The organism is Chryseobacterium hagamense, from assembly GCF_007991455.1.
Taxonomy (GTDB): Bacteria; Bacteroidota; Bacteroidia; order Flavobacteriales; family Weeksellaceae; genus Chryseobacterium; species Chryseobacterium hagamense.
Window position 1 is genome coordinate 1 of record NZ_BJYJ01000027.1, and the last position, 22,654, is coordinate 22,654.

At 42.6% G+C, this 22,654-nt stretch carries 21 protein-coding genes; 4 read left to right on the plus strand and 17 right to left on the minus strand.

All coding sequences use genetic code 11. The features are described 5' to 3' along the window. Positions 1-235 precede the first annotated feature (235 nt). Positions 236-1,186 (plus strand): ferritin-like domain-containing protein, encoded by a 951-nt coding sequence (locus CHA01nite_RS20865; protein WP_228458441.1) that lies wholly within the window; start codon positions 236-238, stop codon positions 1,184-1,186. Positions 1,187-1,311: 125 nt separating this feature from the next. On the opposite strand, the gene CHA01nite_RS16875 is transcribed toward CHA01nite_RS20865, so the two are convergent. After that, positions 1,312-1,572 carry a SemiSWEET family transporter gene (locus tag CHA01nite_RS16875; RefSeq protein WP_146943514.1) on the minus strand — a complete coding sequence of 87 codons (261 nt, stop codon included), beginning with the start codon at positions 1,570-1,572 and terminating at the stop codon, positions 1,312-1,314. 268 nt (positions 1,573-1,840) lie between these two features. On the opposite strand from CHA01nite_RS16875, the gene CHA01nite_RS16880 reads away from it, so the two are divergent. Continuing rightward, positions 1,841-2,326, plus strand: a complete 486-nt coding sequence (locus CHA01nite_RS16880; protein ID WP_146943516.1) for a DUF4385 domain-containing protein — start codon at positions 1,841-1,843, stop codon at positions 2,324-2,326. 17 nt (positions 2,327-2,343) lie between these two features. Here CHA01nite_RS16880 and CHA01nite_RS16885 read toward each other — a convergent pair whose 3' ends face one another. The 10 genes from CHA01nite_RS16885 to CHA01nite_RS16930 all read right to left on the minus strand — a co-directional run bounded on the left by CHA01nite_RS16885 (position 2,344) and on the right by CHA01nite_RS16930 (position 10,489). Then, a complete protein-coding gene (locus tag CHA01nite_RS16885) occupies positions 2,344-2,724 on the minus strand; it encodes a response regulator (RefSeq protein WP_146943518.1) in 381 nt (126 codons plus the stop codon). Positions 2,725-2,782: 58 nt separating this feature from the next. Then, a complete protein-coding gene (locus tag CHA01nite_RS16890; protein ID WP_146943520.1) occupies positions 2,783-3,145 on the minus strand; it encodes a response regulator in 363 nt (120 codons plus the stop codon). Beyond that, a complete protein-coding gene (locus CHA01nite_RS16895) occupies positions 3,142-4,653 on the minus strand; it encodes a PAS domain-containing sensor histidine kinase (RefSeq protein ID WP_146943522.1) in 1,512 nt (503 codons plus the stop codon). The genes CHA01nite_RS16890 and CHA01nite_RS16895 overlap by 4 nt, the downstream gene beginning before the upstream one ends. A 757-nt stretch (positions 4,654-5,410) precedes the next feature. Continuing rightward, entirely contained in the window at positions 5,411-6,106 is a 696-nt protein-coding gene (locus CHA01nite_RS16900) for a VIT1/CCC1 transporter family protein (RefSeq protein ID WP_146943524.1), read from the minus strand. A gap of 160 nt (positions 6,107-6,266) precedes the next feature. Then, positions 6,267-7,031, minus strand: a complete 765-nt coding sequence (locus CHA01nite_RS16905; protein WP_146943526.1) for a phosphatase PAP2 family protein — start codon at positions 7,029-7,031, stop codon at positions 6,267-6,269. Between the two features lie 6 nt (positions 7,032-7,037). Next, positions 7,038-8,228: a DUF3570 domain-containing protein gene (locus CHA01nite_RS16910; RefSeq protein ID WP_146943528.1), complete on the minus strand. Its 1,191-nt coding sequence runs from the start codon at positions 8,226-8,228 to the stop codon at positions 7,038-7,040. Between the two features lie 35 nt (positions 8,229-8,263). Further along, the gene (locus tag CHA01nite_RS21135) at positions 8,264-8,650 is read right to left on the minus strand and encodes a DUF4266 domain-containing protein (RefSeq protein ID WP_444979416.1); all 387 of its coding nucleotides are present in this window, start codon (positions 8,648-8,650) and stop codon (positions 8,264-8,266) included. Then, positions 8,647-9,573, minus strand: a complete 927-nt coding sequence (locus CHA01nite_RS16920; protein WP_146943530.1) for an FAD:protein FMN transferase — start codon at positions 9,571-9,573, stop codon at positions 8,647-8,649. The genes CHA01nite_RS21135 and CHA01nite_RS16920 overlap by 4 nt, the downstream gene beginning before the upstream one ends. 3 nt (positions 9,574-9,576) lie before the next feature. Continuing rightward, positions 9,577-10,023: a thioredoxin family protein gene (locus CHA01nite_RS16925; protein WP_146943532.1), complete on the minus strand. Its 447-nt coding sequence runs from the start codon at positions 10,021-10,023 to the stop codon at positions 9,577-9,579. 58 nt (positions 10,024-10,081) lie between these two features. Beyond that, positions 10,082-10,489 carry a hypothetical protein gene (locus tag CHA01nite_RS16930; protein ID WP_146943534.1) on the minus strand — a complete coding sequence of 136 codons (408 nt, stop codon included), beginning with the start codon at positions 10,487-10,489 and terminating at the stop codon, positions 10,082-10,084. A 341-nt stretch (positions 10,490-10,830) separates the two neighbouring features. Here CHA01nite_RS16930 and CHA01nite_RS16935 point away from each other — a divergent pair, with 341 nt between their 5' ends. After that, entirely contained in the window at positions 10,831-12,072 is a 1,242-nt protein-coding gene (locus CHA01nite_RS16935) for an MFS transporter (protein WP_146943536.1), read from the plus strand. Positions 12,073-12,468: 396 nt separating this feature from the next. Further along, positions 12,469-13,716: an arsenic transporter gene (locus CHA01nite_RS16940; protein WP_146943538.1), complete on the plus strand. Its 1,248-nt coding sequence runs from the start codon at positions 12,469-12,471 to the stop codon at positions 13,714-13,716. Between the two features lie 667 nt (positions 13,717-14,383). On the opposite strand, the gene CHA01nite_RS16945 is transcribed toward CHA01nite_RS16940, so the two are convergent. From CHA01nite_RS16945 to CHA01nite_RS16970, 6 genes are all read right to left on the minus strand, one after another. After that, complete coding sequence (locus CHA01nite_RS16945; RefSeq protein WP_146943540.1) at positions 14,384-16,825, minus strand: DUF5686 family protein; 2,442 nt, start codon at positions 16,823-16,825, stop codon at positions 14,384-14,386. Positions 16,826-16,926: 101 nt separating this feature from the next. Next, positions 16,927-19,410, minus strand: a complete 2,484-nt coding sequence (locus CHA01nite_RS16950) for an AsmA family protein (protein ID WP_146943542.1) — start codon at positions 19,408-19,410, stop codon at positions 16,927-16,929. A 429-nt stretch (positions 19,411-19,839) separates the two neighbouring features. Then, positions 19,840-20,247 (minus strand): 5-fold beta-flower protein, encoded by a 408-nt coding sequence (locus tag CHA01nite_RS16955; protein ID WP_146943544.1) that lies wholly within the window; start codon positions 20,245-20,247, stop codon positions 19,840-19,842. Positions 20,248-20,257: 10 nt separating this feature from the next. Beyond that, a complete protein-coding gene (locus CHA01nite_RS16960; protein WP_146943545.1) occupies positions 20,258-20,707 on the minus strand; it encodes a hypothetical protein in 450 nt (149 codons plus the stop codon). A 241-nt stretch (positions 20,708-20,948) separates the two neighbouring features. Continuing rightward, positions 20,949-21,575 (minus strand): flavin reductase family protein, encoded by a 627-nt coding sequence (locus tag CHA01nite_RS16965; RefSeq protein ID WP_146943547.1) that lies wholly within the window; start codon positions 21,573-21,575, stop codon positions 20,949-20,951. 66 nt (positions 21,576-21,641) lie between these two features. Further along, complete coding sequence (locus tag CHA01nite_RS16970) at positions 21,642-22,406, minus strand: TspO-related membrane protein (protein WP_146943549.1); 765 nt, start codon at positions 22,404-22,406, stop codon at positions 21,642-21,644. Positions 22,407-22,654 lie beyond the last annotated feature (248 nt).

The window sequence follows — 22,654 nt, forward strand, 5'->3', positions numbered from 1 at the left end:
GAGGAAGCAGAAACGGTGACGGCAGAAGCTCCAACGGTTCTTCTTCAAGATCAGGTTCCGGCAGGAATTCCGGAGGAAACGGCAATCAGCAAAGGGATGAAAACGGAAGGTTTACTTCTTCAAAAAGAGGCGGTTTCGGAAGCAGAAGCAATGGCAGAGGCAGAAATTCGTAATCCCCTATTATACAGGCCGGCTACCTAAGCCGGCTTTTTACTCAACTTTAATATCTTACATCATGGATACCAATAACTTAACAAATACAACCAAATCAACGGATAATACCGAAAAAATAGCTTCCGATCTTTTAAACGCAGGACCTGAAACCATGGCTCAGGAACAGCCGCCTCTTCCGGCAAAAAAAGCAACTGCCAAATCTTCAGCAGCGACGCCGAAAGGAACAGCTACCAAAAAAACAGCGGCTGCAAAACCAAAAGCCGCTCCTAAGACCTCTGCCGTAAAAAAGGAAGACCAGAATAAAAAAGAGGGAAACAAAGAGGATGAAAACAAGCAGGAAGAAAAAAATGGAGTACAGTCTGCTGAAAAAAGTCAGGTTTCCGAAACATCAAAGGAAGGACCGCTGTATAAATTTTTCATGGATGCCCTGAAGGATATTTATTTTGCTGAAAAACATATTCTTGAAGCATTGCCAAAGATGCAGAAGACCGCCACTACGGAAGAACTTCAGGAAGCTTTTGAAGACCACCACCTGATGACGCAGAAGCAGATTTCAAGGCTGGAAAAAGTTTTCAAATCCATTGATGAAAAACCGGAAGCTAAAAAATGTGACGCCATCATCGGGATCGTGAAAGAAAGCGAAAATATCATCAAAGAAACCGAAGAAGGCACCATGACCCGTGACGCAGCCCTTATCATTGCCGCACAGAAAGTGGAACATTATGAAATTGCCACGTACGGCGGACTGGTTGCCCTCGCAGAGACCTTAGAACTTTACAAAGCGGCTGATCTTCTGCAGACTACTCTCGATGAAGAAGAACAGACCGACCGCGACCTTACCGATATTGCCGAAACATCCATTAATTTCAATGCTTCTGAAGAAGATGAAGAGGATGACGAAGAAAACTATACCGAAGAGGACTGGGATGATGAAGACGAAGATTATGACGACGAGGACGAAGACTATGAGAATGATGAAGATGATGAAGACGACGATTACAGACCTTATTAGTATGTAACAATTTTATAAAAGCAGGCGGAGAGCCTGCTTTTTTGTACTCTGTTTCCGACTGGCCTGCTCGGCGGTATAAAGCTGCTGTTAAATTTTGGACTTAAAATCAAAATCTTTAAAACGATTTACAGGGCGGTCATAAATGCGAAAAGTCCGAAGAAAACACCCGGGAAATTTGCAACAACGATAGGCCAATCTCTTTTAGGCTTTTGAATAAATCCGTAAATAACCCACAGGCTGCAGTTGATGCCTGCAACCAGGGGCTGAAGCCAGTCGCCTTTATGGCCGTTCAGATTTCCTGAAATCTGTGGAATATAAGAGAAATACATAGCCATTGCAGTTACCGTAGCCACCCAACCTAGGATTTTAATAAACTTTTCACTCATCGTACTTTTAATTTTGCCTAAAACCCTGAAATTATTATGCCACCATTCTTACATTTTACTGTAATGTGAATCCAACATAGAAATGGGATAATAAAGCAGAAAAAGTGAAGTTTGATGCTGGAAATGTTTTTCGTCAAAAACATAATCGATATTAAATTCCCATCACTAACAGATTGGCTTTATTTTTGAAAATTATATCAAAGATTAATTATCATATCTCCAACTTATTCAGCCACGTGACCTTAAATTTAACCATAACCTCTCTTTTATGAAAAAAGACACCCCCAGCTATGTGAATTTTAATGCCGAAAAATATAAATGGAAACCGGATATCGATTACAGCAAACATCCGGAGTTGTACAGGGTCGGAAAAGGCGAACAGGGCGTGCTGATCTGCGAACCGTACAAGAGTGAGATCGGACCGTACTGGCGTTTTAAAAACGAAGAGGTTGCTCTGGAGAGTTCAGAAAAAATCTTTGCTCTTTTTCTTGATTATGTAAAAGAAAACGATTTTGTAGGAGCGGATCTGGCCAGAAAATACCTGCAGATGGGGTTTACGCGGTCGAGACGTTATTTTAATTACAAAGGCGGTAAGAAATACGATGCTTTAAACAACTATGAGCTGCTGGAGCGGGGATCAGGAGATCCTGAAAAGGCAAAATCTGCCAATGTATTCTATAAGAAATGGCAGGCGGCAGAAGAACTGCCGGAATATAAAAAGATGAAGTCCGGTTGGAAAGAGAAATATGGATAGATAAAGGTTTCGTAATTTTAAATGTTCAGTAACAAACTTACCTTGTATTCGAAATGATCCAGGTCAAACGGTTTTTTTATATAATCATTTGCGTAAGAATAGGCGGCTAATTTTTCGATATCAAGATTAGCACTAATGAACAGGACAGGAATGGCCGAATATTTTTGATTGTTTTTTAGGAGGAGCGTTGCTTCTACTCCACCCCGGTCGGGAATCCAATTGTCCATGATAATCAGGTCCGGTTTTACCTGATCAACAATTCCCAGAATATTATACGTGGTTTCAGAAACTGAAACCTCATACCCTTTTTCGCTGAAAATAAGAGAAATCACCTCGAGGGTCATCACATCATCATCAAAAATAAGAATCTTTCTCTTTTTGTCTTTCCGTATCAACATGCTGATAGTCAATAACAATATAATTTCACAATAGATAAAACATACAGACCGGTATCCGTTAACCGATCAGTTCATCAACCTTGGATACAAATGCACTGATATCGAAAGGTTTTGAGATAAAGCGGTCTGCACCGGCATCAAAAGCAATCCCTTCACCGTCGCGGCTTGCTGACATGACCATAATCGGCAGTGACTTGATTTCTTCACTCCCCCTTATTTTCCGGATAACTTCGTCTCCGGACATTACCGGCATCCACAAATCAACGATCAGAAGGTCGGGCGTATATTCTTTGATCCGGTTAAGGACATGCGCGCTTTCAAGTTCGGTATATACCGTAAAACCCTCGGCATCAAGCATCATTTCGACGACATCCAGTATTCCTTCTTCATCATCACAAACTAATATTATTTTATTTTTCACTTTTCTTCATTTTTTAAAATCGGTAACGTAAAGCTGAAAACAGATCCGCTTCCCAGTTCGCTTTCCACCCAGATGGTGCCGCCATGCATCTTAATAATTTCCTGGCTTACATATAAACCGATGCCCAGTCCGGAGAATTTCTGCTGTACGTCTTTTACCCTGAAAAATCTTTCAAAGATTTTTGATTTGTCATCATAATCAATTCCCACGCCAAAATCTTTTACTGAAATCTTAACGAAGTTTCCTACGTTACCTAATAAAATCTCTATTTTATCGGCTCCCGGTGAATATTTAACGGCATTCGAGACGATATTATTAAGGACCTGGGATATTTTTATTTCGTCTCCTTCCACAATGGCATTGGTCTTTCCCTTAATTTCAATACGATGAGAAGACGACACATTATATAAGCTGTTGTCTACCGTTTCGTGGATTAACTTATTGATATCAAACGGCTGCCGGTTGATTTCAATATTTCCTGAATGGATTTTAGAAGTATCGAGCAATTCGTTAATCAGGTTATTCAGTCTTTCAATATTCACGGAAACCTTATGAAGAGTTGATTTGAATTTTTCATCGATTCCCTTATCAAGCCTCCTCTCGAGCAACTGTACCAGTGTCTTTATCGTGGTCAAAGGGGTTTTCAGTTCATGGCTGGCAATGGAAAGGAAGTCATCCTTACGGCGATCAATATCTCTTTTATCCGTAATATCCTCAATGGCCAGCAGGATATTGTCTTTGTACTGCCCGTCAAATTCAATTCTGTAAGCATTAAGCAGCATTAATTTCCGACCTATGTACGGAAAATCATGATCCACTTCAAAATCGATAACAGGATTATTAGTTGGCAATATCTTAATCAGCATCTCCCGCAAAGCTTCGATATCCCACTGGTGATTTCCAAGCTCGTATAAAACTTTTCCGACAGTTTCCTCTTCAGTTACCTTAAAGGTTTTCAGAAAATAGGAATTTACACTGATCACCCTGAAATCCGGATCGAGCACCAGCAGGCTTTCCCGAACGGTCTGAATGATACTGGAAAGAAAGGCTTCATTTTCCTGCAACTCCCGTGTTCTTTCATCCACTTTCTTCTCTACGCTGGCTTTTTCTTCCCTCAGATCCTGTTCGGCTTTTTTGCGGTCGGTAATATCATTCTGGACGCCGATGAAATTGGTAATTTTCCCGTTTTCATTTTTTACCGGAGAAATATAAAGTTCGTTCCAGAACAGATCTCCGTTTTTTTTGTAATTTCTGATTTCTACCCTGCTTTCCGTGCCTTCTTCAATATGCTTTTTTAAAATCGCACGTTCCGGCTGGTTGCGGTCTTTCATCTGCAGGAAACGGCAGTTGTGACCGATAATTTCTTTATGGCTGTATCCTGTAATTTTTTCAAAGGCCTTGTTGCAGTAAATAATAGGATTATCCGGCAGACTGTTGTCCGTGATGATAATTCCTGAATTTGCAGAGTCCAGTGCTTTTAAATAAAGTCCGAGATTATTGTTATCCATAAAGTATAAAATTGCTTGCACATATAATGATCGAAATAGCTATTGAACCCCGTTGTTCAAGAGGTTATCGACTCATGATATCTACCAGACCAAATATTATGCCCATATAGTTTATAAAAGGGTTTTCAAGATAAATTTACGGATCATTTAAGCGAAAAAAGAATCCTGAAATTTATTGTTAAAGGAACAATAACGCTCTACCCTACGGTAAAACACAGAAAAGGATATCGGATTGCTGATTGACAGATGATGAAAATCATAAATCAGGATGCTCTGATAAAATTTTAAATTCAATTATAAGATCATGTGAACTCGAAGCAGCGGCCGGATTAAAGACTGGAAGAAGGCAGCTGGGTGCCATTGGTTCCTTTTGCCAAAACAAGTGTCGGCAGTTTTCTATGGAAATAATTATATAATCGTATTTAAAGGCTGATCCTGCTTAATAATCTCTGATCACCTTGCTGCTTTTACTTTACGTGAACTCGAAATAGAACCGGATTTCAGGTAGGAAGAGAAAGGCCGGATACTGGAAGTTTACTTGTCAATACTACGGTTGAAGGTATCAGTTGGATCGTTTGTTACCCATTAGACAGAAACCTTTTTTGATAGAATAACAAAAGATTTCGTTTGAGAATCAAGACTTTTGATTATATTTCTTATAAGAGGAACTTCCAGTTTCCAATCTGTTGATACGTGTTTCCCTGCAATTTCACGTTGAATGACCAGTTCATTACTTTTAAATCACGATAAGGCTTCATCACGAAACCGTAGTTCCGAACAGATGCCCGATCAATGCCGTTACGCCCATGGCGATGGTGCCCCAGAAACAGATGCGCAGGACGGCAATCCCTATTTTGGAACCTCCGGTTCGTGCGGATACAGCCCCCAGGATCATCAGGAAAACAATGGAACATCCATACTGGAAATACACCATCTGCTGAATCGGCGCCAGCAGGGAAACTATAAACGGCAGCAATGCGCCCAAGGCAAATGAACCGAATGAAGCCAATGCCGCCTGCAGCGGTTTAGCCTGCGTTATCTCATTGATGCCCAATTCATCATGTGCATGTGCTGCCAGAGCATCATGTTGGGTCAGCTCAGTGGCTACCCGCAAGGCGGTTTCTTTGCTCACTCCCCGCTGTTCATAAATTTTGGCCAGCTCCTTCAGTTCCACTTCCGGCATTTCTTCAAGTTCCCGCTGTTCCCTGAGAAGATCGGCTTTTTCGGTATCTTCCTGTGAACTTACCGATACATATTCGCCGGCTGCCATCGACATGGCTCCGGCAATCATTCCGGCCAGAGCGGCGAGAATAATGGTGTTCCGTTCAGGTGAGGCTGCCGCCACCCCGATCACAATACTCGTAGTGGATAAAAGGCCGTCATTGGCGCCCAGCACCGCCGCTCGGAGCCAGCCGACCCTATTGACATAATGTTTTTCTAACTGATGATGCATAGGACTTAAAATTCAAGGTTCAAAGTTTAAGGTTTGAGGTTTAAGGTTTAGAAAATAAGCACTGTTTAATACCTGAAGAGTTGACTGCGTGAGATACCCACAACAAGCTCCCCATATCCGGCTTTCCTTCTCTTCCCACCTATTCCGGTTCCCATAATTTTCAGAAATTTAAAACCAATCCGGCGCCGGCGCTTTTCGATTGAAATACCGGATAGATCATGGTGAAATTTTTGGATTTTTTTTTATTCAGATGCTTATTGATGAACGGAAACAGCCAGTAGGCCAGCTCGGTACTCAGGATGCCGAATCCGGCCCCTGCAACTACATCGCCTACCCAATGCTTGTCATTCAGTGTTCTGTAGATTCCGGTAAAAACGGCCACCGGATATCCTGAAATGGCCAGCCAGATATTTTCATCCTGATACTCCTGGAACAGGAACTGTGCCGATGAGAAAGCCGTGGCGGTATGTCCGGAAGGAAATGAGAGGTGATTGGAGCCATCAGGACGTTCTTCTTTTACCAGATGCTTCAGTGGAAGAACAATGGCCGCGGAAATAAGCTGTGAGGTTCCGTAAATAATGGTCCGCTCCTTTAAATTGTGTTTTCCTTTTACTCCGGCCAGATTATAACCGTAGACCATGGCAGCAGGGATATATTGGGTATAATTATCCAGGGTGATATGTTTCGGCTGGTGCTCCCCGATCTCGTATTTGGTCGAATTATTCAGATTCTTTAATGCATCGGAGGTAAGGCTGGTAACACCGAAAGCCACAAAAACCGTCGGAACGATCAGCTTTTTATAGCCGGGCTTATAAACATGGTCTTTATATTTTACCTTCTGTTGAACCGTTGCCGAAGAATCTGCCGTAACCTGTCCGAAAATAATATTCGAACAGATCAAAGCAGATAGTGTTAATAATTTCATAGGCTATTATTTGAACCTTAAATTTAAGGAAATAATATCAGATTTCATCCCGACGGATTTCGTGTAATGTCCATACCGGATTTCCAGCATATTCAGCCTCTCGACTCCGAACAATCCGTTCTTCGGACTGATGCGGATTCCGGCTCCGTAAAAATGGCTGTCGAATTTCGACAGGTCGTAATTGCTGGTGTAGTAATCGTCAAAAGCGGTATGCTGCTGATATGGGGCAAAGTATTTCGCTCCGGTCTGGGAATAATACCGGTAGAACGGACTTACTGAAAGGAACGGGGAAATTTTCACCGGTGTTTCCAGGCTGAACGTATTGGATTTCAATCCCCAATCATCGGTATAATACCGGTAATAAGCTCTTAATATCACCTTATCTCCAAGGAAATAATTCGCGCGGACACCTAAAGGAATTTTAAACCTGCGATCCGGCAGGGTTTCCTGATGGACCGTTCCGTCTGTAAAATACACCCGATGGAAAGGCAGACTTAAATAACCGGTCTGCTGAACACCGTCTGCCAGAAGCTCGATCTGGAAATTCTGATTGATGATCTGAGAATAGGCCAGGGAGAGCGCAAAGGTATTTCTTCCGCTGGTTCCGTATCCTTCATGTTCGCTGCCTGTGCTGCCGTTTGTCCTCAGCTCGACCGGGGTTACCAGTTTCACCTGGTCGATATATGCCTGGAATTTTGCCGTAAACTCGCCCATCCTGTCGGTGGTTTTTTTTGAAAATCCGATATTGGCCCCTACAGACTGGTAATCGAATTCCGTAGAGAACATCGCTCCGGCCATCAGCGTAGTGCCTTTGGTTTCATTTTCCCGGCTCCAGCTCAGGGACGGATAAATCCGTGTATCGGCATGGGAAGCTGATGAATTGGCTTTCAGGTCGATCATATCCGAAGAAGCCGAGGTATAATGATCAATTCCTGCACTCAATCCGAATTTATTTTTCCTTTCCTTTTTATCGTATTTTACCACCGTCACGTCAATAGCATTGGAAATGTCGGTCAGTTTCTCTGTCCCGATCCCGCCGGTTACTGCCGAATTGTTTCCATCCTGTTTATAGTAGCTTGATACGAGATTAACTTCGTCGAGGCTCAGCTTTTTGGATGCCCCGGTGTTTGTATTTTCCTGTGCCCTGGCATTAAAGATCCCGAAAAGAGCCGTAATGCTTACGATTATTTTTTTCATTTTAAATCACAATTACATTTTACAATTTCTCTTTCTTAATTGCAGCCGCAGCCCCCTCCTACTTTTCCTGCGTTGGCTCCTGAGGAACCTTCCCGGTAAGACTGGAAACTGAGTTCCGTTTTTTCAATGGTCCTGTTGCCGAGAACCATTTCGGCATCGTTGAGCCTGTTTTTTTCATATTCCTTTACCGTGGTACACGAGTTAAGAAACGGAATGGTTAATATTGAAATAACAGCAATTGTTCTGTAATTTAAAGTCTTGGATCTTCTCCCCCCGACCTGCGCAGCCTCTTTGACAAACTCCGGGTTACAAGCGGGAGTGGAAGACCTGGATGAGGTAAAAACGAAGGTATTTACGAACGAAGTTTTAAGCTGCCCAAATAAATATGGGCGCTTTTGACTGTTTTTTATAAGGTTTTTCATTTTAGATTAATGTTTTGAGATGAATATATTTTATCCTGATCATCAATGATGATGCATTCCAGATGGTTGATCTGGTTGACCATATCAAGTGCGGTCCCGATTCCCATAATGCTTACAGGAGTTGCCATGGCGTCGGCTATTTCCGCATTGGGACAAAAGACGGTTACACTTTTTATCCCCGAAACCGGCATGCCTGTTTTCGGATTGATGGTATGGGAATACTTTTTGCCGTCGATGATTACGAATTTTTCGTAATTCCCGGATGTCGCGACGGCCATATCCGTGATATTCATATAGGAAAAAGGTTGTCCGGCGTTGTCGGGATCCGCAATTCCCACCGTCCACGGTTTTTCATCCGACTGGTTTCCCCAGGTCGTCAGATCACCGGAAGCATTCACGATTCCTGAATGAACGCCTCTTTCCTGAAGCAGCCTTTTGGCCATTTCCGCCGCATATCCCTTCCCGATTCCGCCAAAACCGATCCGCATTCCCTTGTCTGTCAGGAAAACGGTCTGCCGGTCGCGATTGAGAATGATGTTCTGGTAATTGACGAGTTTCAGATGATCCCTGATCTGTTCAGGATTGGGAAGCACAGTCATTTCACGGTCGAAATTCCAGAAACTTTTATCGATTCCACCATAAGAAATATCAAAATAGCCGTCTGTAATCCTGCTGATCCGGAGGCTTCTTTCAATGAGGCCGAAGATTTCCCAATCCACCTTTACAGGTCTGATACCGGCATACCGGTTAATCAGGTTGGTCTGGCTTTCTTCATTGTAAGTAGTGAGAAGTTTTTCAATTCTCCGGATTTCATCAATGGCAGCGTCAATATGATCATTTGCAGCATTTTCATCATCATTTACAACGGTTATTTCAAAAGCATTCCCCATCAGTTTCTGAGGCCTTTTGAACTCTTTCAGCATCGGCTAAGGTTTTTGCTTTTCTCTGATTTCTTTTATTTCTCCGGTAAAAGCCAGGACATCCTCAGCAGGCAGCCCTTCCCAGGTTTTCAGGATCTTACCGTCTGCATTCAGAAGGATAGTGTACGGAAAAATACCTTTTGGGTTGTACTGATCTGCCAGTGAGGCATTTTCCTTTTTCAGTTCTTCTGAAAGCCGGTTTTTTTTATTTCGTGGGAAATCGGCATTGATGTACACAATAACATTGTCAGATTCCAGCTTCCTGAAGTCTTCTGTTCCGAGAATGTTTTTATGAAGTTTGATGCAGGGAATGCACCAGTCTGATCCGGAAAAGTTCAGCAGGATCAGTTCTTTGTTTTCCGCAGCAGTTTTTCTGGCGGTTTCCATGCGGGTCTGTGCATGGGCTGCTATAGAGAATACAGCCATCATAATGGCTGAAAACAGTGCTTTCATTATTTTAACGTTTAGAATAATTTTAAAGTAGGTGATATCCTTTTGGCCAGGATTTAAATCAAAATATAATAGGGAGCCGGATGAAAAAACATCTGGGAGGTTCCCAGACGGATCCTGCGAAGCCTTTGAAGCAGTGATCCTCGTCCCTGGAAGGTATTTTATGGGCGTATGATGTTCTGGAATTCTCTTTTTCAAAATCAATCCGGAACCGGTTCCCAATTGTAAAAAGAAAATTAAGCGTTTTTGTGTGGGTAATAAAAGGCAGTTTCTGATCCTTTCCGTAATCTCCGTCCTTTACCGGATGTTCATAATGAGCCTTAAAAAAAGCGATCACCGGCATATCCGGGTTCATCTGCTTATGCTCGAAATAATGTTCTGCAAGATCCGGTATTTTCAGCAGCTGATACAATTCGGTGGTCGATACCAAAAAGAGGGATAATAACAGTATAGCAATCAGCTTTTTCACATCTCAAAACTATAAAATATTTTGTTAAGAATAAGTTTAAATTAGGGTCTTTCCGATCGCAAAAATCTATTTTTATTATAAAGCTGTCATGCACCTTGGAGTTAAATAAAATTATGAAAATACGGAAGAAAAAGCGATATGATGTCATCCGTGTTACAGCAGGCCTGTCATTTTATTTCAGATTATTAATATGATCCTGGTCATATTGGAATACTTTTTGGCAGGGTTAAAAAATCAGCATTTACACACAAAATTAATTTGAAGACCGGTTAATCAGTAAATCCAGATATTTTCCGAAACGGTTTTCGGATTGCACCAAACCAATTAATACTGAGGTATCTATGAAAAAAACGACTTCTGCGGGGCACCGTACACTGGGCGCCCTGAAAGCACTTAATTTCTTCATGGCCGATATGCAGGCCGGTATTGGTCCTTTCCTAGGGATCTTCCTGTTATCCAAAGGATGGCAGAGTGGCCCCATCGGGACGGTCATGTCGCTTGGCGGCGTTGCCGGAATGCTGATGACGACACCGGCCGGTGCCGTGATCGACTCCACCAAGCATAAACGGAGATTCGTCATCATTCCCGGGATTTTTACCGTCATTGCTTCTGCCCTTATCCTGCTTTCCCAGAACTTCTGGGTAGTAAGCCTTTCCCAGGTAGCCACAGCGGTTGCAGGTGCAGCCATCGGACCTGCCGTTGTGGGCATTACGCTGGGTATCGTAAAGCAGAAAGGTTTTAACAGGCAGAACGGGCTCAACCAGGCATTCAATCATGCTGGAAATGTGGTCGGTGCTGCCTTATCCGGCTATCTCGGACTGAAATGGGGAATGACTGCTGTTGTTCTGCTCGCGGCTCTTTTCGGTATTTTAACCATCATCAGCGTACTGATGATTCCGGCGGACAGCATCGACAATAAAGCAGCGCGCGGAATGAAGGCGGATGCCGAAGAGAATGAAAAAGCCAGCGGCCTTGATGTGTTGCTGAAATGTAAACCTTTACTGATCCTTGCCGGCGCGCTGGCCTGCTTCCATCTCGGTAACGGGGCTCTACTTCCCCTGTACGGAATGGCCGCAGCTTCTAAAATGCAGGAAAATGCCTATATGTTTGTTGCCTTAACGGTTATTATTGCCCAGCTGGTGATGATCCTTACGTCCATTGCTGGAATGAAGATTGCCGAAAAAAACGGATACTGGATGATTATGCTGGTTTCTTTCCTGTCGCTTCCATTAAGAGGGTTCATAGCTTCCCAGATGATTAGTGAAGTTGGGTTGTACCCCGTACAGATTCTTGACGGCATTGGTGCCGGATTGCAGAGTGTAGCCGTACCGGGACTGGTGGCCCATATCCTGAACGGAACCGGACGGATAAACATCGGGCAGGGTGCAGTGATGACGGTTCAGGGAGTCGGTGCCGCATTAAGCCCTGCGATCGGCGGATGGATTGCCCAGCAGATGGGTTACAGCTCCGCATTTCTGATTCTGGGAAGTATTGCGGTAATTTCCATTGCACTCTGGATCATCAATGCGAAAACCATGAAGAAAGAATGTGCGCCTTCCGAAGCCTGTTCTGAGCCTGCTTAAAATTTAATTTCTGTATTTTTTTGGTCTAAGATCTCATCAAAATTAAACTCTGTGTTTTACTATTACGTAATGAGCACATTTTATCTTAGAAATTAATAAATAAAGTTTTATTCACTGGATTCAATGAATCAGCAAAGGGTTCTGCAATCGTAAAGCGAAGGATAAACAAAGCTTATTTCAATCCAAAAAATTAAGATAAAGGGAGGCAGAGGAAAATTTCTAAAATAAAACTTAAACAGGCCTTTATTTTGATTACTATACCCTGAGACCAACTAAACGGATTTTATCTGAACTCCTATATATTGGTTCAGCATCCTTTGCAGGGAATCACAGCTTCAACTCCATTTAAACTTTCTGGTTATTTTATCATTAAATCAAGATTATTTCCCCTTCGTTATGAACAGTGAATTTTTCATCTACTTTATCGCTTTTGTTACCATTGCCGGCGTGATTGTCCGACCTTATAAAATTCAGGAAGCGGTTTGGGCCGTTGCCGGAGCTCTGCTGCTGCTTGCTTTCGGACTGATTTCTTTGCAGGACGCCTGGACGGGCATCGGGAAAGGCCTCGATGTCTATCTTTTCCTAACCGGGATGATGACCCTGGCTGAAACAGCGCGCCGGGAAGGGCTTTTTGACTGGCTGGCCGGTTACGCGATCCGTTTTTCCAAAGGGTCTTCTTTCAGGCTTTTTGTGCTGATTTACTTGGTTGGTCTTATTGTAACAGCTTTTATGTCAAACGATGCCACTGCCGTTGTCCTGACTCCGGCCGTTGCCGTTGCCGCAAGCCGGGCGAAGGTAAAAAATGCCCTCCCCTATCTTCTGATCTGCGCTTTTATTGCCAATGCAGCATCCTTTATCCTCCCTATCTCCAACCCGGCCAATCTGGTGATTTATGGAAAGGAAATGCCATCGTTAGGCGTGTGGTTCAGTACTTATCTGCTGCCGTCGCTGTTTTCGGTGGGAATCACTTTTCTCATGCTTTTCCTGACCCAGAGAAAACGACTCACCGGAACGATAGATTCCGATATTCAGGTTGAAACCTTACTTCCGGGAGGAAAGATGGCGCTGGCCGGAATTATTGTGACGACCCTGCTTTTACTCGCGTCTTCCGCCATGAATTGGGATCTCGGATTACCGACTGCGATTGCCGGGTTAGGCATTTCTATTTTTGTTTTAATCGCCGGACGCAAAAATCCGGTAGCATTTGCCCGGCATATTTCATGGTCTGTGCTCCCTTTGGTGGCGGGCTTGTTTGTCCTGGTAGAAGCAGTCCAGCAGACAGGCATTATCGATTCCCTGTCGCAGAAACTGGCAGAGCAAGCACATCATGCCACGGAAACGACTTCCTGGCTGGCCGGTCTGGCAGTGGCCTTCGGGAGTAACCTCATCAACAATCTGCCGGCCGGACTTATTGCCGGTTCGACGGTTTCTGCCATTCACCTGCCCGAAGCAGTAAGAAGCGCTATCCTCGTCGGGATTGATCTCGGTCCTAACCTTTCCGTTACGGGTTCACTGGCCACGATTTTATGGCTGAAGGAACTTAGAAAAAACGGTTACGATATGGGCGGATGGGCATTTTTGAAACTGGGAACAGTGGTGATGGTTCCTGCACTGATCGCCGCATTGCTGGTGTTGAAGGTTTAGGTTTCAAGATGATAATGGACCCCATGAGTCCATGGAGGTTTTGACACCCTGAATATATTTCAGGATACATCGGATTAAAATCGGAAATTTTTAAACTATGGATTCCCCGGATTTTCACAAATAATTGCGTTTATTTACAGGCAGTTAAAATTAATGCAAATCCGATTGTAACTGGTTTCTTTTCAGTAATAACGTGAATTCGACCGTATTGACATCATATTCAACCGATTATTTAACTCAAAATAAAAATCAGAATGATTCATACGGTATTTTGAATACCAATCATCATGATAGAGCGAATAAACGGTTCATGCTTCTGACAGGATTTTATCCTATCCTGTACTAAGCTATGCCTGCAGGACTTGGAACGAAATTAATCCGTTTCCGATTGAAAATAACCAAAACCGGTTATTGAGGATTACATAAAAGCTTTTCCTGATAAAGTAATAACCTATCATTTTGATGATCAGAACCTTTGATTCTATATTTGATAAGAGGAACTTCCGGCATCCGGCACCCTTCTTCCAGCCGCTTCATCCAGGTTCTTCTTCGGGTTCACGTTGATATCAGGTGATTCAATTCTGTTTGGCCATCAACTATTGAGTGGAAATCAAATAAAAAGCAGTGATTCAAAACCACTGCTTCCGTTGTATTTATTTTTTTATCCTTAAAACCCTAATAACCTCAATTTAAACTGGATAGCAAAATTATCCTTAAAATTTCCGGTGTTGTAATGGCCTACCCGGTAGAAGAAGCCGAGGTTAAACTGGGAAGAAAGGAAATTGTTCCATTCCAATCCGACTTCATTGTACAGGTGGTTCAGGGTTTCAAATTGGAACCGGTGGTCCTGAGGGTTTTTCATACTGCCTGTAATTCCACGATAAATGACATCAAAGCTTGAAACATTCTTACCAAAGCTTTTGAAATACCACGGCAGCCTGTGGGTCAGGTAGATGCCGGCAAATTTATCATTGTAATATTTACCGCCTTCCATCGTGGCAAATCCCAGATAAGACGTGAGGTTGAAGTTGAAGTTCCCCCTTCCGCTGGCCAGCCCATTCATGGTAAAGTTCTCCCAGATCGGCGCGTCACCAAACATCAGTCCTCCGTAGGCACGGATTCCGGTAACCCCTAATTTGGTTTTAAGGTTATGGCTGATCAATACATCAAGCCTGCTGAAGTTGAAATCACCGTCCCATGCTTTCAGCCCCTGTTCATAATTGAAGTAGAATTCCGGATAATTCTGTTCATAGGTGTATTTGCCTTCGGGTGTCATGATATTTTTGGAATTCGGGGAATATTTTAGGGTAAGTGTTGCAGAAGTGATGTCGAAACGTTTTCCCAGATCTTTGTAGCTGTAATCGAACAGGGCTTCTTCCTGCGATCTTTTGGCCGCTATGTTCAGGGTCAGGCCGTTGGTGATATCGTTTTCATAACTTACTTTAAAACCTTCATAACCATAGAAGATATTGTTGTTGATGGCTACTCCCGAATTCATGATCTGCATCCTGAAATTCCAGAGGTTTTCCGAGAACCGGCCTGCGGCATTTACATCATTAAAGTATTCAATCCTGAAAAATGAATTTTTCTCAAGGGTCGTTTTGAAATCGATCCCGCCCCCGAACTTGAATTTTTTATCGTAAATCCCGTAAGCAAAATAGGCATCCGGCGAAATATATTTATTAAACCTTTCATTAAGCTTAACGCCCAAACCAAGACGGACGTGTTCGTATTTGTTGTATCCGAATACTTTCGCCAGATCGAAATCCACCATACCCAGACGGAGCCTTCCTTTTAATAATCCGGCCAGGCCTTTCGCTTTCTGGTCCAGTTTGTAGACGCTGCTGAGGCTGTCGATTTTTACATAGGTATTAACCTCCCTTTCATTCAGTTTTTCGGTACGGTATTCATCCAACAGACGGCCGTCGGAATTTTTAACCTCAATGGTATAGCCTTTGAAATCTCTGATATTTTCTTCAATGGGTGTTTTAATATCAAAATAATCAGCGGTAGCATAGGCATAAGTTCCGAACTTCTTGCCCTTATCTTTTTTCCTTTCGGGTTTTTCACCTCTCAGGCTGATGTTCATATCCAGGACATTGCTGTTTACTTTCAGTTTGTAGTCTTCTTTCAGCAGGAACCATTTTTCATTTACAGGAACCCAGATGCTGGTGATGGTGCCTTCATTGGCTTCATTGCTTTCGCTCTCAATCTTTTTCAGGGCATAGGAAGCTTTGTCAATGTATAAGTATCCGTTAAACTTTTTACGGTCCCTTGCTTCCCGGTTACTGACCTGTCTGAACCGGATGACATAATTTTCACGGCCTTCGATCTCAAGGGAATCGGTAAGGAAAAACCGGTACAGGTTTCTGTTTTCTTCCTGTACTTCTTTAGGGATCTTGTTGCGGTTTGACCGGAAGGCCATCAGCTCATACAAAGGCTGCTTAAGCCCGGATACCCGGTTGTCTAGTATATTGATTTTCTCTCCATAGGTCTTTGAATACATTACCTCAGAAGCCCTTTCCCAGAGAAACATTTTGCTTTGGCCGGCCAACTGAGCCAGTTGCACAGACTGTAGCGAGTCTTTTTTATCTTTTGGCTTCATCGCCCTCTGCGGAAGTTTCTCCAGCGAATCGATTCTTTTTCTGATGTACTGATTATAGCTTTCGATGCTGTCCTGGTCCAGATCCATGGCTATTTTTTCATACGATTTGTAAGCATAGGACTCCAGGCTCTGCGGTGAATTCTGACTGTAATTGTCGTTTACTTTCTGTAAAATTTCCAGTGCTCTCGGGTCACTTTTATCAGATAAAACCACGCCTTCTATAGATTTTGTTTTGGGCTCCCTTCTCACCAGAAACACTTCGATCACCTGATCGGTAAGATAGCTTGCTTCTTTATATTCCGGTGCGGTTACCGTTACTTTTTTACAGTCTGATGTAAAATAGAGCATCCCGGAACTGTTGCTTTTACCCAGCACCGTGTGGTCACAGCTCACGGTAGCATTGGTAACAGGCAAATGAGTTTCGGCGTCTCTGATCATGATTTTCGACTGGGAAAAAAGAAAAGTTGAAAACAGCAGCAAGAATAACGGATAATATTTGTTCATAAAAAGCGGTGTATTAATTAAAATGAGGATAAGCACCTTTCATCGTCCTTATCCTCATCAATGTTTAGTAGGCTGGCAAAAAGAATGCCGATTAATCTGTTTTAAATAATGTATTTCTTGAGACCTTCCATAATTCCCTGCCAAAGCATATTGAAGAAGCTTCTTTCGGGATCCCTTTTTTTCTCGATCACCACATGCTCCGGCTCTCCTTTGGAATCGTCCTTTACAAACCAGTTGGCAATTTTCGTCAGGAGTTTACGCTCTTTTCCTTTTTTATTGAGAAGGTTGACGTACATATCATTGTATTTGAAATAGAATTTCCCGTTGATGCCTGCAGAGGTTCCGTAATAGTCGAATTTTAAATAATCAATCTGCCCGTCCAGTGTTACATTCAGATACGGTCGCACAAAGAGGTTTACGTTTTCAGCAGAGAGATTCCGGATATCGCCTTTGATGGTAAAACGGTCCGAACGGTCTTGGACATCGAATCTCCAGTTCACTTTCGTATCCGCCGTTCCGAAGAAATCAAACTGGGCATCGGTATTGATCACGGTCGGACGGCCTTTGATTTTCGCGTTGTTTACATTGGCGATCTGTGCATTGAATTTATTAAAGGTGATTTTCCCGGGGATATTGCTGTTCTCCGCATTTTCTTCATACGTCAGCTCGGAGTTTCTGAGGTTGATATTTTTGATGAAGAGCGGCACCTTTACATCCCTGAGTTTTTTGCTGAAGAAATAACGGATGGCATTATCGTCAGGCGGTGCCAGATCATGGTAAATGTTGCAGTTCAGACGGTCGATATCGATTCTGCCGAGGTCGATCACGGTATTTCTTTCAAAGGATGACTGATGGTCTTCTATCCGAACTTTTCCAACAGTGATGTTGTAAAGATCGGTTTCTTTGGCAATTACTCGGCTGAACGCTTTACGGGAATATTTCGGGGTAAAACGCAGATCCGACATTTCCGTCTTTTTTCCAGAATTCGTTAGTCCGGCTACTGAAAAGGTATAATATTTTCCGGCATCGAGATAAATCTTTTTCGCTTTGATATCCCTTTTCCGAACGGTAAACGGAATGCTGTGCTCCAGAACTTTCTGATCGCTGTAGATCCCCTCCAGTTTAACATCAAATGATCCTACCGACATTTTATTCTTATTCTGAACGGTTTGGGAAAGCTTTCCGTCCGTTAAGTGAATAAAACCGATTTTTGCAGCAAAGTCGGGAGGTGTTACTTTTTTCTTTCGGGCCGGCGATTTTTTTGCAGGGGAACTGACGCCAATGTCCGGACGGTCGATAACAATTCCGGAAAAATCGATGTTCAGCTTCTGGCCGATGTAGCGGCTTTTATTCTTCAGCAACCTGATCTGACGGGCTGATGCGGTGAATACGTCCTTTGAAACATTCTTCTGTAAAGCCAGCATCCTGAAACCGTCGATGATGATATCGGAATTTCTGGAGGTAATCTTTTCTACCCTGATGGCCTGTGCGGGATCGGATTTAAAATAGATATTTTCAGCTTCGATATCATGGTTGGTAAAACGGAAAGGGATTTTTTCCTTCACGGTATTTTTATCAAAAACAATATCATTAAGCTTAAAATTAAAATGCTCGACCGAAGCTGTTTTTTCCCGGTCCTGCTGAAGGACGGTGATTTTGCCGTTCCGGAAGAAAATATTTTTCATCCCGATTTTCATTTCGATCTCCTTTGGGTTTTTATTTTTTTCCACGGTTTGCTTTCCGGTAGAAGTTACTTTAAGGTCGGGTTCCGAAAAGAATACTTTGGAAACAATCAGCGAGTCCTGACTGATATTAAAATCATCAGCGGTGAATTCCCTGGCGGAGAAATCAAAAATATTTTTAGAATTATAGTTCCGGGGATCCTGAATGGGCTTCAGCCTGAAAGCCGTCAATTTAAGTGAATTTTTCGATGCCCTTACCTTTTCCGAATGGATTTCATAAAATTCATTAACCCCGATTTTAATATTCGATCCATCGATTTCAGGATTTTTAAATGCAATCGGTATCTTCGCACCGTTGCTGCTCTGGGTAATGTTTTTCAGGCTGATCCTGATATTTTCCCCTTTGAAAACCGGTTTACCGCCGGCATCTTCCACGTCTGCCGTTACATTTTTAATGGCAAGGTCATTTAAGCTGATATCCAGTTTTTTCTTTTCCTTTTTCTCTTTCTTATCAGGAACGGCTGTCTTTATTTTAATGTTTCCGTCCGAAACCAAAAGCTGATCGGCGTGATACGATTTTTTAAACAAAGCCTTCATAATCCCCAAGTCAGTGATTTTCACCTGCCCTGCATTCCCCTGAATCTGGGTAATCTTCTTGTTTTTCGGATCTTTCGTTGAAATTTTCAACTGGTTGACCGTAATATCCCCGGACATGAGACTGAGTTTAAAACCTGAGATTTTAACGGTATACGGCGTTTTATCATTCACCAGATCCGGCAGTTTACGCTGCAGGTAAAATTCGAGGGCGAAGGGAAAAGCCACTGCCAGCACAATAATAACGGCAATTGTGTAAATCAGCCATTTACGGCGCCGGGATTGAAGAGGTAAAGATTTATCATTCATCAGTAAAAGTTCTATCTCGGGATAAACAAAACATATTCCAAGTTGTTAAATAAAGTGATCCCGAAGTAGAATCCGGATAAAAAGGCTGGAAGAGGGATGCCGGATGCCGGAGGTTTCTCCCGTTAAAATAGGATTAAGTTTCCTGATGATTAACCGCATCTTTTATCATCCTGCCAAAATTCATTCTATTTAAAATCCCGACTGAATGATCCTTAATTCCGTTTGAATCAATCAAATATCTGAATATAAGCTAAATACAGTCGAATTCATGTTAAATAAGACCTTTTACATCAGATTAAAATTCCCGGAATTTTAGAAAAGATAAAGGCCGTCCGCACGGACAGCCTTATTGATTGATTTATTCGTCAGATCCCTCATGATCGATCCATGATCTCTTGTAGGCATGTATCAATATGAAATTTTTGCGAATTAAAGTTTAAAAAAGAAAAATGCCACGGCAGCCCATGATTTCCTGATGCCGCTGGCATAGCCTAATGTACTGTGGCTGCTGTTTTCCACGGTTCCGTTGTCTTTGACATAGCCTAAAGTACTGTGGCTGCTGTTTTCTACGGTTCCGTCGCTCTTAACGTAGCCTACGGTAGAACCGCTTCTGTTCTCAATGGTTCCGTCGCTTTTGATACGGCCGATGGTGCTGTGGCTTTTATCTTCAATGGTGCCGTCGCTTTTGATATAACCAACCGTAGAATGGCTGCTGTTTTCGATGGTACCGTCTGATTTGATATAGCCTGCCGTATTGCGGCTTCCCGATTCAATGGTCTGGGCTGTTGCGAAAGAAACGCCGGCCAAAACCGCAGCGAAGGTTACTAGTTTTTTCATAAAATTTATATTAATTAAAATTAAGTTCGTTTTCAGTTACAAAACGGGCACTGATTTTTACAGGTTCTCCTGCAGGAGCCAGTGTGCGGAGATCTTCATCATTTTCTACTCCTGTTAAAAAATCTTCCTCCGAGGCGGCAGTACCGAAAATAATCCAGGGTTTCCCGAAACCGGTTGCCATATAATAAACCGAAATATCGGATGCCCCGGACTCCGAATAAAAAATATCGCCTTCGGGATAGCCGTGAAACTCACCGACCAGTTCCAATTCTCCTGTGTTGTTTTGCCTTCCGATCATTTCCAGAAGCCTCAGTCTCGAAGCTGATTCGGTTTCCCGGCATTTGTCTTCCTGCGTCTGAGAGGCATTATTAAAATCGGACCGGACCGTACGCAATATAAAATACCGGCTCCTGTCGCAGGGCATTCCGTATATGCTGAAAATGTAGTGTTCGCTTGCCATCCGGATTAAATAATGTATTATCTCTCAGTAAACCGACCTCCGTTCAATTATGCCGATTTTTAAAAAGTCCTGATATCCAAAGATACATTTTCTTCTTCTTTTGTCACCAATGTGCATTTGAAAATTCTTTCAGAAGCCTTGTCTGTAAAGGATTATTCTTTAAAATCAGGCTGATTCAAATGTAATATCGTGAATTACAAGATCCTTATTCCGGTTTATAAATGATTAATCCAGATTTAATTTATCCACTCCAAGGTTTCGCATATTTCAGCCTTTTAATCAGCTGCGTAGTATGATACCCTTCGAGCGAGGAACCTGCAACCGTACCGGCTTTTTCAAAATCAAAAATGCCCTGACCGGCATCCCAGATTTCACCGGGGAAATAGAGATCCGTGATCTCGCCGACTATCAGCAGGGTGTTGTTGACTCGGACCGGAACAATTTCCTTTAAACTCAAACCTATCCGGATACGCGATTCCTGCACAAAAGGCGCCGGAAAACCATCTTTATAATCGACTTTCAGCCCGGCAGCATCGAATTCCGATTCCTCCCTTCCATATCGTGCTGATGTCTGATGTGCTTTCTCAAAGATCTCCGTGTGAACATGATTGATGGTGTAAAAGCCGGTTTCTTTTATGTTTTCAAGCGTATGGCGGTCAACGGAATCCGGACGGGAAATAAAGCCCATCAAAGCAGGATCGGCACCGATATGCATCACCGAATTAAAAATGGCCAGGTTGGTTTGCCCGGATGTATTGACGGTTCCGATCAGGTTAAGGCTTTTAAAGCCGCTCAGTGAATTTACAAGCGCTGTTCTTGTCCTTTTCTCCAGACCGGCTATATGTTGATTGGTAAAATGGGTTAACATGAGTAAATGCAATTTAAATTTTAAATTAATTAAATGAAGATATCATTCTTCTGAGACCTCAGCCGTTTAAAGCAAAGCTTTTTTCTTTGACCGTTTAAAAACAATATTGACCAAAATAAACAGAGCCGTCACAATAGCTGAAACATACACCGTCTGATTGGAATATCGGTTGGCCACCGCGATGGCGATCAACGCCCAGACCGCTACAAGACCAAAGGCGCTCATGTTCTTTTTCCAGATCATATACAGATGAATGGCAGCCGCTATGATAAACATCAGGACCGTCCAGCCGGTCTCCGGAATGCCGAATCCCGACCACTGTATCTTTTTCAGATAAGCTGCAACATCCGCAATTAATGCCACCGATACCCATCCCGAATAAATGTAGAAAGGCAGTCTCAGGAAAACGGTTGTTTTGAAATCCCGGGATCCGATCATATCGCGGTTGTTCCCTATAATTTTCAACAGGGAAACCAACAGCAGAATCATAATCGGAATCGTGATCAGAGTATATTCATGCAGCCACGTAAAAATCCAGAGGCTGTTGGCCACACATGAAACCGCAAACCACCATCCGGTATGTAACACCGTTTTTTCTTTGGCTTCCGTTTGTCTGATAAACGGACCGTAATAAATGACAAATCCCAACAGGCCGAGATAAATCAAGCCCCAGATGGAAAAAGCATATCCGGCCGGGGTAAACAGGTTCTGGTATTTTGCAGAAATGCTCGCCATCGTTTCATTGTTGATCAATCCGGTATTTGAAAGGTAGTTGACGCAGATGGTTGCCATCAGTACCAAGATATTTAAAATCTGGAAACGTTTTGCCATAGCTTAATTTTTTTTAATCCTTATTCTACCGTTAAATTAATCAATTTTTCTGAAGCCCGAAAATGTGATAAAGAAAATAACGAGGGTTTATTTTAGTGAATGTCGAAGGTATATTTTTTGAATATATTTTTTCCGTGTGGTGTATTTCCATAAAGATGATTATCATTCTGCGAAGGCCGAAAAATTTTTAATTCCTACTTTATTTAATGAAAGAATAAACCATCCTATCAGAATAATTTAAAACCTGA

Bases quoted from the DNA above. Each gene is read 5' to 3' on its own strand.
- CHA01nite_RS20865 (WP_228458441.1), top strand. From the start codon at position 236: ATGGATACCAATAACTTAACAAATACAACCAAATCAACGGATAATACC.
- CHA01nite_RS16875 (WP_146943514.1), bottom strand. From the start codon at position 1,572: ATGAGTGAAAAGTTTATTAAAATCCTAGGTTGGGTGGCTACGGTAACT.
- CHA01nite_RS16880 (WP_146943516.1), top strand. From the start codon at position 1,841: ATGAAAAAAGACACCCCCAGCTATGTGAATTTTAATGCCGAAAAATAT.
- CHA01nite_RS16885 (WP_146943518.1), bottom strand. From the start codon at position 2,724: ATGTTGATACGGAAAGACAAAAAGAGAAAGATTCTTATTTTTGATGAT.
- CHA01nite_RS16895 (WP_146943522.1), bottom strand. From the start codon at position 4,653: ATGGATAACAATAATCTCGGACTTTATTTAAAAGCACTGGACTCTGCA.
- CHA01nite_RS16900 (WP_146943524.1), bottom strand. From the start codon at position 6,106: ATGCATCATCAGTTAGAAAAACATTATGTCAATAGGGTCGGCTGGCTC.
- CHA01nite_RS16905 (WP_146943526.1), bottom strand. From the start codon at position 7,031: ATGAAATTATTAACACTATCTGCTTTGATCTGTTCGAATATTATTTTC.
- CHA01nite_RS16910 (WP_146943528.1), bottom strand. From the start codon at position 8,228: ATGAAAAAAATAATCGTAAGCATTACGGCTCTTTTCGGGATCTTTAAT.
- CHA01nite_RS21135 (WP_444979416.1), bottom strand. From the start codon at position 8,650: ATGAAAAACCTTATAAAAAACAGTCAAAAGCGCCCATATTTATTTGGG.
- CHA01nite_RS16920 (WP_146943530.1), bottom strand. From the start codon at position 9,573: ATGCTGAAAGAGTTCAAAAGGCCTCAGAAACTGATGGGGAATGCTTTT.
- CHA01nite_RS16925 (WP_146943532.1), bottom strand. From the start codon at position 10,023: ATGAAAGCACTGTTTTCAGCCATTATGATGGCTGTATTCTCTATAGCA.
- CHA01nite_RS16935 (WP_146943536.1), top strand. From the start codon at position 10,831: ATGAAAAAAACGACTTCTGCGGGGCACCGTACACTGGGCGCCCTGAAA.
- CHA01nite_RS16940 (WP_146943538.1), top strand. From the start codon at position 12,469: ATGAACAGTGAATTTTTCATCTACTTTATCGCTTTTGTTACCATTGCC.
- CHA01nite_RS16945 (WP_146943540.1), bottom strand. From the start codon at position 16,825: ATGAACAAATATTATCCGTTATTCTTGCTGCTGTTTTCAACTTTTCTT.
- CHA01nite_RS16950 (WP_146943542.1), bottom strand. From the start codon at position 19,410: ATGAATGATAAATCTTTACCTCTTCAATCCCGGCGCCGTAAATGGCTG.
- CHA01nite_RS16955 (WP_146943544.1), bottom strand. From the start codon at position 20,247: ATGAAAAAACTAGTAACCTTCGCTGCGGTTTTGGCCGGCGTTTCTTTC.
- CHA01nite_RS16960 (WP_146943545.1), bottom strand. From the start codon at position 20,707: ATGGCAAGCGAACACTACATTTTCAGCATATACGGAATGCCCTGCGAC.
- CHA01nite_RS16965 (WP_146943547.1), bottom strand. From the start codon at position 21,575: ATGTTAACCCATTTTACCAATCAACATATAGCCGGTCTGGAGAAAAGG.
- CHA01nite_RS16970 (WP_146943549.1), bottom strand. From the start codon at position 22,406: ATGGCAAAACGTTTCCAGATTTTAAATATCTTGGTACTGATGGCAACC.